This is a genomic window from Stutzerimonas stutzeri, from assembly GCF_051028275.1.
GTDB lineage: Bacteria > Pseudomonadota > Gammaproteobacteria > Pseudomonadales > Pseudomonadaceae > Stutzerimonas > Stutzerimonas stutzeri_AS.
This window is the reverse complement of the sequence record NZ_CP069269.1, coordinates 2,369,047-2,383,869: the sequence shown is the minus strand read 5'-3', so window position 1 is coordinate 2,383,869 and position 14,823 is coordinate 2,369,047. Positions and strand designations below refer to the sequence as shown.

At 55.7% G+C, this 14,823-nt stretch carries 10 protein-coding genes; 4 read left to right on the top strand and 6 right to left on the bottom strand.

Translation table 11 applies throughout. The features are described from left to right. Window positions 1–88 precede the first annotated feature (88 nt). The 3 genes from lon (at window position 89) to JQR87_RS10870 (ending at window position 4,951) form a co-directional block, all read left to right on the top strand. Entirely contained in the window at window positions 89–2,485 is a 2,397-nt protein-coding gene (lon, locus tag JQR87_RS10880) for an endopeptidase La (RefSeq protein ID WP_407297280.1), read from the top strand. Window positions 2,486–2,618: 133 nt separating this feature from the next. Beyond that, window positions 2,619–2,891, top strand: coding sequence for a nucleoid-associated protein HU-beta (gene hupB, locus JQR87_RS10875; protein ID WP_019339231.1), 273 nt, complete (start codon window positions 2,619–2,621; stop codon window positions 2,889–2,891). A 206-nt stretch (window positions 2,892–3,097) separates the two neighbouring features. Beyond that, the gene (locus tag JQR87_RS10870; RefSeq protein WP_407297747.1) at window positions 3,098–4,951 is read left to right on the top strand and encodes a SurA N-terminal domain-containing protein; all 1,854 of its coding nucleotides are present in this window, start codon (window positions 3,098–3,100) and stop codon (window positions 4,949–4,951) included. A 59-nt stretch (window positions 4,952–5,010) separates the two neighbouring features. On the opposite strand, the gene fabI is transcribed toward JQR87_RS10870, so the two are convergent. From fabI to JQR87_RS10840, 6 genes are read right to left on the bottom strand one after another with little or no spacing between them, the layout of a single operon-like run. Further along, entirely contained in the window at window positions 5,011–5,805 is a 795-nt protein-coding gene (gene fabI, locus JQR87_RS10865) for an enoyl-ACP reductase FabI (protein WP_407297283.1), read from the bottom strand. Beyond that, a complete protein-coding gene (locus JQR87_RS10860) occupies window positions 5,786–7,435 on the bottom strand; it encodes an ABC transporter ATP-binding protein (protein ID WP_407297285.1) in 1,650 nt (549 codons plus the stop codon). The genes fabI and JQR87_RS10860 overlap by 20 nt, the downstream gene beginning before the upstream one ends. 1 nt (window position 7,436) lies before the next feature. Continuing rightward, window positions 7,437–8,456, bottom strand: a complete 1,020-nt coding sequence (locus JQR87_RS10855; RefSeq protein ID WP_407297287.1) for an ABC transporter permease — start codon at window positions 8,454–8,456, stop codon at window positions 7,437–7,439. Between the two features lies 1 nt (window position 8,457). Then, entirely contained in the window at window positions 8,458–9,531 is a 1,074-nt protein-coding gene (locus JQR87_RS10850; protein WP_407297289.1) for a microcin C ABC transporter permease YejB, read from the bottom strand. A 2-nt stretch (window positions 9,532–9,533) separates the two neighbouring features. Next, the gene (locus tag JQR87_RS10845; RefSeq protein ID WP_407297291.1) at window positions 9,534–11,405 is read right to left on the bottom strand and encodes an extracellular solute-binding protein; all 1,872 of its coding nucleotides are present in this window, start codon (window positions 11,403–11,405) and stop codon (window positions 9,534–9,536) included. After that, a complete protein-coding gene (locus JQR87_RS10840; protein ID WP_407297749.1) occupies window positions 11,402–13,231 on the bottom strand; it encodes an extracellular solute-binding protein in 1,830 nt (609 codons plus the stop codon). Before JQR87_RS10840 ends, JQR87_RS10845 begins: the two co-directional genes overlap by 4 nt. Window positions 13,232–13,372: 141 nt before the next feature. On the opposite strand from JQR87_RS10840, the gene JQR87_RS10835 reads away from it, so the two are divergent. Then, entirely contained in the window at window positions 13,373–14,815 is a 1,443-nt protein-coding gene (locus JQR87_RS10835) for an HDOD domain-containing protein (RefSeq protein ID WP_407297293.1), read from the top strand. Window positions 14,816–14,823 lie beyond the last annotated feature (8 nt).

Below are 14,823 nucleotides of genomic sequence, written 5' to 3'. Positions count from 1 at the left end.
TTGTTTTTTATATCGTGCGCCCTCATCTTGGTAGCCAAGGGTATGTATTTCCCGTTCACCGCCGTATGGCCGTCGTAGAGCTGAATTTATGAAGACAACCATCGAATTGCCCCTTTTGCCGCTGCGCGACGTAGTGGTCTACCCGCACATGGTGATTCCGCTGTTCGTTGGGCGGGAAAAATCCATCGAGGCGCTAGAGGCCGCCATGGCGGGTGACAAGCAGATATTGCTGCTTGCCCAGAAGAACCCTGCCGATGACGACCCAAGCGAAGAAGGCTTGTATCGCGTGGGTACGGTCGCGACCGTGCTGCAGCTATTGAAGCTGCCCGATGGCACCGTCAAGGTCCTCGTCGAAGGTGAGCAGCGTGGAGTCATCGATCGATTTTTCGAGATCGACGACCATTGCCGCGCCGAGGTGGCATTGATCGACGAGTCGGATATCGATGAGCGTGAAGGGGAAGTCTTCACTCGTAGTCTTTTGAGCCAGTTCGAGCAGTATGTGCAGTTGGGCAAGAAGGTGCCCTCGGAGGTGCTTTCCTCACTTGCCAGCATCGACGAGCCCGCGCGACTGGTCGATACCATGGCCGCCCATATGGCGCTGAAGATCGAGCAGAAGCAAGCGATTCTCGAGATTACCGATCTGCCTGCTCGTGTCGAGCATGTGCTCGCTTTGCTTGATGCCGAGATCGATCTGCTACAGGTCGAGAAACGGATCCGTGGCCGAGTCAAGAAGCAGATGGAGCGCAGCCAGCGTGAGTACTATCTGAATGAGCAGATGAAGGCCATTCAGAAGGAGCTGGGTGATATCGATGAAGGCCACAACGAAATCGATGACCTGAAAAAGCGCATTGAGAATGCAGGCTTAAGTAAAGACGCGTATGCCAAGGCGAACACCGAGCTGAACAAGCTCAAGCAAATGTCGCCCATGTCGGCTGAAGCTACCGTGGTCCGTACCTATATTGACTGGCTGGTCAATGTGCCGTGGAAAGCCGCGAGTAAGGTCCGTCTGGATCTGGCCAAGGCAGAGGAAGTTCTCGATGCCGACCATTACGGGCTTGAAGAAGTCAAAGATCGGATTCTTGAATACCTTGCTGTCCAGAAGCGCGTAAAGAAGCTGAAGGGTCCGGTTCTATGCCTGGTAGGCCCGCCTGGGGTGGGTAAGACCTCTCTGGCCGAGTCTATTGCGCGTTCTACAAATCGGAAGTTCGTGCGGATGGCTTTAGGTGGGGTGAGAGACGAGGCTGAGATTCGTGGGCATCGACGGACCTACATTGGCTCCATGCCGGGCCGGTTGATCCAAAAAATGAGCAAGGTCGGCGTCCGCAATCCGCTCTTCTTGCTGGATGAGATCGACAAAATGGGCAACGACATGCGCGGAGACCCTGCTTCCGCATTGCTTGAAGTGCTCGATCCTGAACAGAACCACAATTTCAATGACCATTACTTGGAAGTCGATTACGACTTGTCCGACGTGATGTTCCTCTGTACAGCCAACTCCATGAATATTCCGGCGCCGCTGCTGGATCGCATGGAAATTATTCGCCTGCCCGGTTACACGGAAGACGAAAAGGTCAATATCTCCACTCGCTATCTTGTACCGAAGCAGGTTCAGGCTAATGGGTTGAAGAAAACCGAACTGCTTTTCGACGACGAAGCCATTCGAGACATCATCCGATACTACACGCGTGAAGCAGGCGTTCGCGGCTTGGAGCGTCAGATAGCGAAAGTGTGCCGCAAGGTCGTCAAGGAGCATGCTGCGGAGAAGCGCTTCGAAGTCACCGTTACAGCTGAGTCGCTTGAGCATTTCCTTGGTGTACGCAAGTTTCGGTACGGGCTTGCCGAACAGCAGGACCAGGTGGGTCAAGTTACCGGTTTGGCGTGGACCCAAGTTGGCGGCGAGTTGCTTACGATCGAAGCGGCAGTGGTTCCAGGCAAGGGAAGGTTGACCAAGACCGGTTCGCTGGGCGATGTGATGGGCGAATCTATTACTGCAGCTCTAACGGTTGTCCGTAGCCGTGCGAAGAGCCTTGGAATTCCGGTGGACTTCCATGAGAAGCAGGATATCCATATCCACGTCCCTGAAGGCGCTACACCGAAGGATGGCCCCAGTGCAGGTATTGGCATGTGCACGTCGCTGGTATCTGCTCTGACCCAGATACCAGTTCGCGCAGAAGTTGCCATGACCGGAGAGATAACCTTGCGCGGACAGGTGTTGGCCATTGGAGGCTTGAAGGAGAAACTGCTTGCGGCTCACCGAGGCGGCATCAAGACGGTGATCATTCCGGAAGAGAACCAACGTGATCTGAAAGAGATTCCTGAAAATATTAAGCAGGACCTGCAGATTAAACCGGTGAAGTGGATTGACGAAGTCCTCCAAATTGCGCTGCAATACGCGCCGGAGCCCTTGCCCGATGCGGCTCCGGATGTAGTTGCAAAGGATGACAAGCGCGAGTCTGATTCCAAGGAGCGAATCAGTACGCATTAGTCTTGAACGCTTTATTGACACATTTTCGGTGGCCTTGATATAAGCCGGCCTTTTGGCTCGTTGCTATTTCGACGTCGCTTGCTTACACCAAAAAAATCAAAGATACGACTCAACAGAAATAAGGGGACTTAGAGTGAACAAGTCGGAACTGATCGATGCCATCGCTGCATCTGCTGATATCCCGAAAGCTGTTGCTGGCCGCGCGCTGGATGCAGTGATTGAATCTGTCACAGGCGCTCTGAAGGCTGGTGATTCCGTGGTGCTGGTTGGTTTCGGTACTTTTGCCGTCAAGGAGCGCGCTGCTCGCACTGGCCGTAACCCCCAGACTGGTAAGCCGATTGACATCGCTGCAGCTAAGATCCCGGGTTTCAAAGCAGGTAAAGCTCTGAAAGACGCTGTCAACTAAGCGTTTTCGATTCGGCCAGTGGCCAGTTCATACGGGCCCTGGTTTGGGGCGGTTATGCGAACAGGCAGTGCTTGTTGCGTTCGGGCTTGGGGGATAAAGTCCAACTGCTCCAATAAAGCTCCGAGAAGGCGCATCCCTGGATGCGCCTTTCTTTTTATCCGGATTCCCGTGCTGCAGCGATTGCGCAGCTGACTCCTGGGGGACGCATGCTTCAGAACATCAGGGACAATTCACAAGGCTGGATTGCCAAAACCATCATCGGCATCATCGTGGTGCTGTTGTCATTGACAGGCTTCGACGCCATTTTCAATGCTGCCAGCAATAGCCGCACTGCCGCTGAGGTCAACGGTGAGCAAATCTCACTGGACGAGCTCAATCAGGCCATGAACATGCAGCGTCGCCAGCTTGCTCAGCAGCTCGGGGGTAACTTCGATCCTTCGATGCTCGATGACAAGCTGGTGCGTGAGTCATCGTTGCGTGCACTTATTGATCGCGCGCTGCTGCTGCAAGGTGCCCGAAACGCAGGTTTCGCTTTCTCGGAAGCTGCGCTTGATCAGCTGATCCTGCAGACCCCTGAATTCAGCGTGGATGGTAGATTCAATGCTGCACGATTTGACCAAGTCATCCAGCAGATGGGCTATACCCGGTTGCAGTTCAGGGAGCTACTGAGGCAGGAAATGCTCATTGGCCAGCTTCGTGCGGGCATATCCGGTTCCGGTTTCGTCACGGACGAGCAGATCGAAGCATTTGCGCGTCTGGAACAGCAAACCCGTGATTTCGCAACGATTACTGTACCTGCGGATATGGATGCTATTTCAGTCAGCGAAGACGAGGCACGCGAGTTCTATGAACAGAACACGGATCGGTTTCGCTCCCCAGAGCAGGTTGTCATCGAGTATCTCGAGCTGAACAAGGATTCGTTCTTCGATCAAGTCGAAGTTTCAGACGAGCAGGTGCAAGATCTGTATCAGCAGCGCATCGCAAATCTCGCGGAGCAGCGCCGCGCGGCGCATATTCTCATCGAAGCGGGAGATAGCGGAGACGCCGATGCGAAGGCGAAGATTGATGACATCTCCAAGCGCTTGGCTAGCGGGGAGGATTTCGCTGCGCTGGCCAAGGAATTGTCCGAGGATCCAGGGTCCGCAAAAGAGGGTGGCGACCTTGGTTTCGCCGGTCCGGGCGTTTACGACCCAGCGTTCGAAGAGGCACTTTACGGGCTCGAGGAAGGGCAGGTTTCAGAGCCGGTTCGCTCCGAGTTCGGTTGGCACCTGATCAAGTTGCTAGGCGTCCAGTCGCCCGAGGTCCCGACGCTGGAAAGCCTCAAGCCAGAACTGGTTCGAGAGCTGAAAGCCCAGCAAGTTGAACAGCGTTTCGTCGAGGCCAGCAAGCAGCTCGAGGATTCGGCGTTCGAATCATCGGATCTGGCCCAGCCGGCGCAGGAGCTGGGGCTCTCGGTGCAAACGACCGATGCGTTTGGCCGGGAGGGCGGCACTGGCATTGCGGCAAATCGTCAGGTTATCCAGGCAGCGTTCAGCGATGAAGTGCTTGTCGACGGGGCAAATAGCGGCGTCATTGAGCTCGATCCGGACACGGTAGTTACTGTGCGGGTGAAACAGCACCTGCAGCCAGAGGTGCTGCCGTTCGACGCGGTTAGAGATGACATCGTCGCTCAGTTGAAGCGCAGCAAGGCAGAAGAGCAAGCGCTCGATAAAGGTGAGCAGTTGATCGCTTCGTTGCGTAATGGCGAGCAGGTTGAGCAGCAATGGCAGCCGGTCGAAGCGGCATCACGCGGTCAAGAGGGTGTTGAGCCGGCTGTGCTTCAGCAGGTGTTCCGCATGCCTAAGCCTGAGGCAACGGACAAGCCGAGCTTTGGTAGTGCCCGCCTGCCAAATGGCGACTTCGTTGTGGTTCGCCTGACCGGGGTAAACGAGCCAGACGCTCAGCTATCTGAGGAAGATAAGCAGAACTATCGTCGATTCCTGGCTTCGCGTAGCGGTCAACAGGATTTCGCTGCTTATCGGCAGATGCTGCATAAAAATGCAGAAATCGAAACCTTCTGATAAGTGCTGAAAGCAGCAAAAAAACCCGCTTCGTAAGCGGGTTTTTTTATTAGCAGAGATCAGTCCTCTATCGCGCCCATCGCAGTGGTATTGAAACCGCCATCGACATAAAGAATCTCACCGCTGATGCCAGAGGCAAGATCTGAGCACAGGAACGCGCCTGCGTTGCCCACTTCCTCAATGGTAACGTTGCGGCGTAGCGGGGTCTGCTTTTCGTTCGCCGCCAGCATCTTGCGGAAGCTCTTGATACCTGATGCCGCCAGGGTGCGGATGGGGCCCGCTGAGACAGCATTAACACGGGTGCCCTCAGGGCCCAGGCTGCCTGCCAGATAGCGAACGCCCGCCTCGAGACTGGCCTTGGCCATGCCCATCACGTTGTAGTTGGGCATGGTGCGTTCTGCGCCCAGGTACGAAAGGGTAAGGATGCTGCCGTTACGGCCTTTCATCATTGGCCGGCCGGCTTTGGCCAGGGCGACCAGGCTGTACGCGCTGATATCATGGGCGATGCGGAAGCCGTCACGTGTGGTGACCTCTGTGAAGTCGCCGTCGAGCTGATCGCCTGGAGCAAAGCCGACCGAGTGCACGATTCCGTCCAGGCCGTCCCACTTATTGCCCAGCTGCTCAAATACGCTGACGATCTCTTCATCACTGGCTACATCGCAGGGGAAGCACAGCTCCGGGCTCGAGCCCCAGGATGCGGCGAACTCTTCAACACGGCCTTTGAGTTTCTCGTTCTGATAGGTGAAAGCCAGTTCGGCACCTTCGCGATGCATGGCGGCAGCGATGCCTGAGGCAATCGATAGTTTGCTGGCCACACCGACGATCAGTACGCGCTTACCGGTAAGAAAACCCATGTCCTTGTTCCTCTTCTGGTTGTTCATCAGCGGCTGGGACCATGAAGGCAGACTCCAGCAGCTGCTGTGTATACGGATGTTGAGGGGCGGCGAAAATTGCGTCCGCCATTCCCTGTTCTACGACCTTGCCCTGCTTGACCACCATCATCTGGTGGCTCAACGCCTTAACCACCGCCAAGTCATGGCTGATGAACAGATACGTTAGGTTGTACTTGGCTTGAAGGGACCGCAGCAGCTCCACAACCTGTCGCTGTACAGTCCGATCCAACGCGGAGGTTGGCTCATCGAGCAGTATCAAGTCCGGCTTCAACACCAAAGCCCTGGCTATGGCGATCCGCTGTCGCTGTCCTCCGGAAAATTCGTGAGGGTAGCGATGACGGCTCTCCGGATCGAGCCCAACCTCCACCAGCGCATCGATAATCGCCTGCGCTTGTTCACTCGCAGTACCCATGCCATGGATACTCAGCCCTTCTCCGACAATCTGGCCAACCGACATGCGAGGGCTGAGGCTGCCGAAGGGGTCCTGAAACACAACTTGCATCTGCCGCCTCAAGGGGCGTACTTCCCTTTGGGACATTCTTTCGAGCGCTTGGTCCCGGAATCGGATCTTACCGGTGCTCGACAGCAACCTGAGGATCGCAAGCCCAAGCGTCGATTTTCCCGATCCACTCTCACCGACAATCCCGAGCGTTTGGCCTTTGGGAAGGGTGAACGTGACGCCATCGACCGCCTTGATATGATCTACGGTATGTCTAAACAACCCCTTTTTGATGGGAAACCAGACTCGCAGATCATTGACTTCCAACAACGTGTCGGACGATGACGTAACGGGTACCGGGCCGCCGCTAGGCTCCGCCGCGAGCAGCTCTCGCGTGTACGGATGTTGCGGTGTACGGAACAATTGCTCGCAAGGTGCCTGTTCGACGACAGAACCGCTCTGCATGACACATACGCGGTGCGCAATTCGACGAACCAAATTCAGATCATGGCTGATCAGTAGCAATGCCATGCCCAGGCGAGCCTGAAGATCCTTGAGCAGCTCAAGGATCTTCAACTGCACGGTTACGTCTAGCGCCGTCGTCGGTTCATCGGCAATCAGTAGCTCTGGTTCGTTTGCCAGAGCCATGGCGATCACAACGCGCTGACGCTGGCCGCCGGACAGCTCGTGAGGATAGGCTCGGATTCGTTTGGTCGGTTCTGGGATACCAACCAATTCGAGCAGCTCAAGCGTGCGCATCGTGGCAGCCTTGCCAGTGAGTCCTTTATGAATCTGAAGGACCTCATTGAGTTGCTTACCAATGGTATGCAGTGGGTTGAGCGAAGTCATCGGTTCTTGAAAAACCATTGCGATGCGGTCGCCGCGTATACCGCGCATGCGTTTTTCGGTTGCTTTGAGCAGGTCTTCGCCGGCATAGCGAATCTCACCGGTCGGATGCTGCGCGAGCGGGTAGGGAAGCAGTCTTAGGATCGAGTGGGCTGTGACCGACTTGCCGGAGCCGCTTTCTCCAACCAACGCCAGCGTTTCGCCTTTGCGGATATCGAAGCTCACCCCAGTCACCACGCGCTGAACCTGACTGCCAGTGACGAACTCGACGGCGAGATCACGAACTTCGATAAGGGGGTCGGTCATGCTATTTCCTTGGGTCGAAGGCATCACGTGCTGCCTCTCCGATGAAAACCAGCAGCGTCAGCATGACGGCAAGCACCATGAATGCGCTGACACCCAGCCAGGGCGCCTGCAAGTTCGCCTTGCCTTGAGCAACCAGTTCGCCCAGCGATGGAGCGCCAGGAGGTAGGCCGAAGCCGAGGAAGTCCAGCGCGGTCAACGTTCCGATCGCGCCAGTCAGGATGAATGGCATGAACGTCATGGTTGAAACCATCGCATTCGGCAGAATGTGGCGAAACATGATCGCCCCATTGCGCATACCCAAGGCACGCGCAGCACGCACGTATTCAAGATTCCGGCCACGAAGAAACTCGGCCCGAACCACGTCGACCAGGCTCATCCAGGAAAACAACAGCATGATGCCGAGCAACCACCAGAAGTTGGGCTGCACGAAGCTTGCGAGAATGATGAGCAGATAGAGCACGGGGAGACCGGACCAGATTTCCAGCACCCGCTGTCCTACCAGATCGACCCAGCCGCCGTAGAAGCCTTGCAACGCACCCGCGATCACTCCGATCACCGAGCTGATCAGGGTCAGGGTCAAGGCAAACAGAACCGAGATGCGAAACCCGTATATGACCCTTGCGAGCACGTCGCGCCCTTGGTCGTCGGTACCGAGCCAGTTGTCCCAAGATGGCGGGGCGGGCGCCGGGACCTGTAGGTCGTAGTTGATACTCGAATGGTGGAAGGGGATTGGTGGCCAGAGCATCCAGCCGTCCTTCTCTTCAATCAGTTCCTGGATATATGGGCCCTTATAGTCGGCCTGCAGCGGAAACTCGCCGCCGAAAACCGTTTCTGGATAACGCTTGAATACCGGGACATACCATTCGCCATCGAAACGGACCAGGATCGGTTTGTCGTTGGCGATCAGCTCTGCACCCAGGCTGAGGATGAACAGCGTCAGGAAGATCCAGAGCGACCACCAGCCGCGTTTATGGGCCTTGAACAGTGCGAAGCGGCGCTGGTTTAGCGGGGACAGCTTCATATCAAGCCTCCCTGCTTTCAAAGTCAATTCGCGGGTCCACGAGGGTGTACGTCAGGTCACCAATCAGCTTGACGACCAGGCCCAGCAAGGTGAAAAGGAAGAGGGTGCCGAACACCACGGGGTAGTCGCGGTTGATGGCTGCCTCAAAGCTGAGCAGGCCGAGGCCGTCAAGCGAGAAGATCACTTCAATTAGCAGCGAGCCGGTGAAGAACATCCCGATAAAGGCAGATGGAAAGCCAGCGATGATGATCAGCATCGCGTTACGAAACACGTGGCCGTACAGCACCCGGTTTTTGCTCAGGCCCTTGGCGCGCGCAGTGATCACGTACTGTTTGTTGATCTCGTCCAGAAAACTGTTTTTTGTCAGCAGCGTAAGAGTCGCAAAGTTGCCAATCACCAGTGCTGTAACCGGCAGCGCAAGGTGCCAGAAATAGTCGATGATTTTTCCGCCGAGTGTGAGTTCTTCGAAGTTGGCCGAGGTCAGCCCCCTCAGTGGGAACCAGTTCCAGTAGCTACCACCGGCAAACAACACGATGAGCAGGATTGCAAAAAGGAATGCTGGTATCGCATAGCCAACGATGATCGCCGAGCTGGTCCAGACGTCGAACGCGCTGCCATGCCGAGTGGCCTTGGCAATACCCAGCGGGATGGACGCCAGATACATGATGAGCGTGCTCCACAACCCAAGTGATATCGACACCGGCATCTTTTCGAGTATCAAATCGGTCACGCTGGCGTCGCGGAAGAAACTTTCCCCGAAATCCAGCCGCAGATAATTGCTCAGCATGATCCAAAAACGTTCATGTGCCGGCTTGTCGAAGCCGTACAGTCTTTCAATCTCGGCGATCAATTCTGGGTCCAGTCCTTGCCCGCCTCGGTAGCTGTTGCTACCAATGGCGACCTCCGACCCTCCGCCAGCAATACGGCTCGTTGCGCCTTCAAAGCCCTCCAGTTTGGCGATAGCCTGTTCGACCGGTCCACCTGGGGCGGCCTGGATGATGACGAAGTTGATCAGCAATATTCCGAACAGCGTGGGGATAATCAGCAGCAAGCGCCGGAAAACGTACGCAAGCATGCTTATTGCTCCGTCTCTTTGACGACACTGTCGGTATCAGCCGAGCCCTCATCGATTGGCATCGGGTCAGGTCGCTCTACCTTGGGCTTGTTCCACCAGGTCATCAAAGCAATGTCGTAGAGAGGGGGCGTTTCCGGATGAGCCAGATGATTCCAATAAGCTACACGCCAGGTTTTGATGTGCCAGTTCGGAACCACATAATGGCCAGCGAGCAGTACACGGTCCAAGGCACGAGCGCGGGTAATCAACTCATCACGCGAGTCGGCAGCGATAAGCTTTTCAACTAGCACATCGATCGCGGGGTCTTTCAGCCCGATGAAGTTGCGGCTTCCTGGATTGTCTGCGCTACTTGAATGCCAGTATTCGCGCTGTTCGTTGCCAGGCGAGCTGGACTGACCAAAACCACTCACGATCATATCGAAGTCGCGTGAACGCAACCGGTTCATGTACTGCGATACGTCTACGCGGCGTAACTCCAGATCAATACCGAGGCTAGCAAGGTTACGCTTGTACGGGAGCAGTACGCGTTCAAACTCCGCCTGGGTAAGCAGGAATTCCAGCGTGACAGGCTTGCCGTTGGCGTCCACCATACGATCGTTTTCAATTTTCCAACCCGCCTCCTTAAGTAACTCGTAGGCACGACGCTGCTGAGCACGAATCATCCCGTCGGCATTGGTTTGCGGTAATTCGTAGGGCTTGTCGAAAACCTGGTCGGGGATCTGGCCACGGAGCGGTTCCAGAACACTTAACTCTTCCTCGCTGGGCAGGCCCCTGGACGCAAGTTCCGAGTTGTCAAAATAGCTGGTGGTCCGTGTATATGACCCATTGAACAGCTGGCGATTGGTCCATTCGAAATCGAAGAGCAGCCCCAATGCTTCTCTTACTCGGGGATCTTGCAGGCGGTCCCGACGGGTGTTGAAGATAAAGCCCTGCATACCTTGCGGATTGTGATTATCGATCTCTTCCTTGATGATCCGACCATCTCTGACCGCAGCGATATCGTAGGCAGTCGCCCAGTTCTTGGCTGTGAATTCCTGCCAATAGTCAAAATGCCCAGCCTTGAATGCCTGAAGTGCAACTGTTCTATCGCGGTAGTAATCGATGTGGACGTGATCAAAATTATAGAAGCCGGCGTTTACCGCAAGGTCTTTGCCCCAATAGTTCTCAACACGGGCATAGCGGATAGATCGCCCTGGTTCCGCACGCTCTACACGATAGGGACCGCTGCCGAGCGGTGCCTCCATATTTCCACTTGTGAAGTCCTTGTCTGCCCACCAATGCTTAGGCAAGACAGGTAGCTGTCCAAGGATCAATGGAAGTTCTCGGTTGCCCGCGTGCTTGAAATCGAAACGGACGCGACGAGGCGCTTCTATCACAGCTTTCTCTACGTCAGCGTAATAACCACGGTAGTGAGGCGCACCTTTGTTCACAAGCGTTTCAAAGGTGAAGACCACATCCTCGGCCTTAACCGGCTCACCATCATGAAAGCGCGCCTCGGGTCGGATATAAAAGCGCACCCATTCATTATTGGGCCCCTTTTCGATTTTTTCCGCCAGAAGACCGTACACCGTGAAAGGCTCGTCCAGGCTGTTAATCGTCAGCGTGTCGTAGACGAGCCCTATTTGGTCGGCTGCTACTCCTTTGTTTATAAATGGATTAAGCGAATCGAAGCTGCCGAAACCTGCTTGCCGTAGGGTTCCGCCTTTCGGGGCTTCCGGGTTCACATAATCGAAATGAGTAAAGTCTGCGGAATATTTCGGTTTCTCTCCGTACAACGTGAGCGCATGTTGGCCAGCCGCTTCGGCCAGTCCCGAAAACAACAAGAAGGCGAGGGTGCCCGCTTGGAGAATCGACAGTCTTACGGTGCTAGTCATTGAGCCTTCTCCAGGTCTTTCAACCACCACGCGCGTAATCCGAGGGTATAGGGCGGGGTGGTGACATGGGCGAACCGGTTGCGGTATGCCAGACGGTGGTAACTGATGTACCAGTTGGGGATGGTGTAGTGGTTCCAGAGCAGTACGCGATCAATGGCGCGGGTAGCAGCAACCTGCTCTTCGCGAGTTTTCGCTGCAAGCAGCTTTTCGATAAGCGAGTCGACGATCGGGTTGTCGATGCCGGCGTAGTTGCGACCACCTTTGACGTTTACCTGGCTGGAATGAAAGTACAACCATTGTTCGAGCCCTGGGCTCAAGCTTTGGCCCAGCGTGGTGAGGATCATGTCGAAGTCGTATTGGTCTAGCCGCTGTTTATATTGTGCTGCGTCGACGCTACGCAGGCGGGCGAAGATGCCAATCCTCGACAGGTTTTCCACATAAGGCTGCAGTATGCGTTCGAGTCTTGGATTTACAAGCAGGATCTCGAAGCTGAAGGGGCGTCCCTTTTCGTCTCGTAGCCCGTCGGGCGTGAGTTTCCAGCCGGAATCCTTGAGTAAAGATAGAGCTGTGCGCAAGGTCTCACGCGGGATCCCTCGGCCGTCCGTTTCCGGTAGTTTGAATGGCTCGGTGAAAAGTTGCGCCGGAAGTTGGTCTCTATACGGTGAAAGCAGCAGCCATTCACCGCCCTCTGGCGTGCCGGTCGCCGAGAAGTCGCTGTTCGGGTAGTAGCTTTCGCTACGCTGGTAGGCACCATAGAACAGCGCGCGGTTGGTCCACTCGAAGTCAAACAGCATGCCCAGTGCCTGGCGAACCCTGATGTCAGCGAAAGCCCCACGGCGCCCGTTCATGAACAGCGCCTGGGTCTGGGTGGGTATTTGATGCGGAATTTCTTCGCGTATTACGTCTCCGCGTAGCACCGCTGGAAACTGGTAGCCGTTTGCCCAGTTCTTCGCCTGGTGCTCGATATAGAAGTCAAACTCGCCGACCTTGAAGGCCTCGAAAGCGACGGTCGTGTCGCGATAAAACTCAACGTCGACCCGATTGAAGTTGTACTTGCCGCGGTTAGCCGGCAGATCGGCACCCCACCAGTTCTTAACTTTCTCGAAGGTGACGCGGCGCCCTGGCTGGACTTCGCTGATTCGGTACGGGCCACTGCCTAGTGGTGGCTCGAACGTGGTAGAGCGGAAATCCCGACCTTCCCAGTAATGTTGTGGCAATACCGGTAGCTCACCCAGGCGCAATATCAAAAGGTGTTGATCGGGTTTTTCGAATACGAAACGGATCCGACGCGGATTGAGTATGTCGACGCGCGCTACGCCCTGGAGATCGGTGCGATAACGTGGGTGACCGTCATTGACCAGCGTCCGGTAAGAGAACGCGACATCATCCGCTGTAATCGGATGGCCATCATGGAAACGTGCCGAGTCACGCAGATTGAAAACCACCCAGCTGTGGTTGTCGCTGTACTCGATGGTTTCGGCTATCAGGCCGTACGCTGAAGCAGGCTCATCGCCGGAGGGGTCGTAAACGCCGGTACCAACCATTAGCGGCTCGTTCAGTTCACTGATGCCATACTGAAAGAAACCAGGCGTTGCGGTTGGGCTGGTCCCCTTGAAGGTGTAGGGATTCAGCGTGTCGAAAGTGCCGGATGCCATCAACCGCACGGTGCCGCCTTTTGGCGCATCGGGGTTCACCCAGTCGAAATGAGTAAAATCTTCAGAATATTTAAGCGTACCGAACTGCGCGTAACCGTGGCTTTCGCTGATGGTGGCGAACGACGGAAAACTCAGGCCCAAGCAGCTCAGCAATAATAGGATGGGTCGCATCAAACGGTGAATTCGATCCATGGCGCTTTCGGTATATACGGCCGGGTACAGTAACAGCTTGTATCCTCTGGAAAAAGGTCAGGTATCTGGGCACACTGCCTTTCCCTTCTGCCGCCCCGATCATTGGATGAGGTCACAGATTTGAGTGAAGTCAGCTATGGTCTGCAGTCATGGGTAGATCGCTTGAACCAGTCCGAACTGCCCGCTTTGGCGGCAGTTGTACAGGACCTGCAACGACTTACTGACCATGAGCGCGCGTCAGTACAACAGCTTGCGGATGTTCTGCTGCGTGATGCCGCGCTGACTTCCAAAGTGCTTAGGGTTGGTAACAGCAGTTATTACAACCCGTCACAGGAAGCGATCAAGACCATTTCCAGAGCCATCGTCATGATCGGCTTCGATAACGTACGTTTGATCAGTCTGTCGGTCAGCCTGATTGACGGTTTGTTGAATCGTGCACCACGCCAGCAGGTGCAGGAACTGCTGGCGCGGTCATTTCATGCGGCTGTGCAGGCGAGAAATATTGCCGGTTACGTCCTGACGAAGCATGAGGAAGAGGTGTTTATCGCCGCGCTTCTTCATCAAGTTGGCGAGCTTGCCTTCTGGGGCTGCGGTGGGGCACAGGCCGATGAGTTAAGTGACGCCCTGGCAAGTGGTACAGATCGTGATAAGGCCGTTGAGCAAGTGCTTGGGACCAGCTTCCGGCAACTCAACCTGGGTCTGATCAAAAGCTGGAACATCGGTGAGCTTGCTAGCTTCGCGCACGGTTCGGCCAATCTGCGCGACCCCGCGGTGCGCTCGGTCAGCCTGGGCGTACGCATTGGCGCGGCGGCATTGGATGGATGGGGTTGTCCTGAAATGGGTGCGCTGGTCAAGGAGCTCGCTGCGTTTGGCGGCATCTCGGAAGCGGATGCCATGCAGCAAATTCTTGCGAGCGCGGATGAGGCGGTCAATGTAGCAGCGACGTTTGGGGCCAGTCGGCTGTGTAAGCTGATTCCGTCAACAGATCCTGAGCAAGTGCAGCTGCAGCAGGCGCAGCGGGCCGTAAGCGTTCTACAGCCTGATCTGTTGATGATGCAGCAGGCTATGCAGGACCTCGGAATGATGGCTTCCAGCCGCGGCGACGTCGGTATGATTCTCGATGCGTTGCTCAAGGGGCTCCATCAAGGAGCAGGGCTGGAGCGGGTAATGCTGACCGTTCTGGCCGACCAGCAGAGGTCGTTTCGCGCGAAACGTGTTGCGGGCGAGCAGACCCAATCCTGGCTTGAGCACTTCGTGTTGCCCGTTGATCCATCAGGTCAGTCGCATATCTTCAGTTATGTGATTCGTCAGCGTCAGCCGCTTTGGATGGGAGTCCCTGCAAGCTATAACCTTGAGGAACTGGTGACGTTGCCGCTGCGTCAGCAGCTGGGCAAAGGGATGTTTTTCATTGCGCCGTTAATGGCTGGTACTCGCGAAATCGGTGTGCTCTATGCCGATAGCCGAGTGTCTGGCCGAGCGTTGAAGCACGAACAGTTTGTCGCCTTCCAGCGGTTCACTCAGCTAGCCGGACGCTGCCTCGATTCGCTGGCCAAGCGCAACTGAAAACGTCA

What these genes read in the sequence shown, in the direction of transcription:
- JQR87_RS10855 (WP_407297287.1), bottom strand. Translation starts at nt 8,456, where the DNA reads ATGAAGCTGTCCCCGCTAAACCAGCGCCGCTTCGCACTGTTCAAGGCC.
- JQR87_RS10860 (WP_407297285.1), bottom strand. Translation starts at nt 7,435, where the DNA reads ATGACCGACCCCCTTATCGAAGTTCGTGATCTCGCCGTCGAGTTCGTC.
- JQR87_RS10870 (WP_407297747.1), top strand. Translation starts at nt 3,098, where the DNA reads ATGCTTCAGAACATCAGGGACAATTCACAAGGCTGGATTGCCAAAACC.
- fabI (WP_407297283.1), bottom strand. Translation starts at nt 5,805, where the DNA reads ATGGGTTTTCTTACCGGTAAGCGCGTACTGATCGTCGGTGTGGCCAGC.
- JQR87_RS10850 (WP_407297289.1), bottom strand. Translation starts at nt 9,531, where the DNA reads ATGCTTGCGTACGTTTTCCGGCGCTTGCTGCTGATTATCCCCACGCTG.
- JQR87_RS10840 (WP_407297749.1), bottom strand. Translation starts at nt 13,231, where the DNA reads ATGCGACCCATCCTATTATTGCTGAGCTGCTTGGGCCTGAGTTTTCCG.
- JQR87_RS10845 (WP_407297291.1), bottom strand. Translation starts at nt 11,405, where the DNA reads ATGACTAGCACCGTAAGACTGTCGATTCTCCAAGCGGGCACCCTCGCC.
- lon (WP_407297280.1), top strand. Translation starts at nt 89, where the DNA reads ATGAAGACAACCATCGAATTGCCCCTTTTGCCGCTGCGCGACGTAGTG.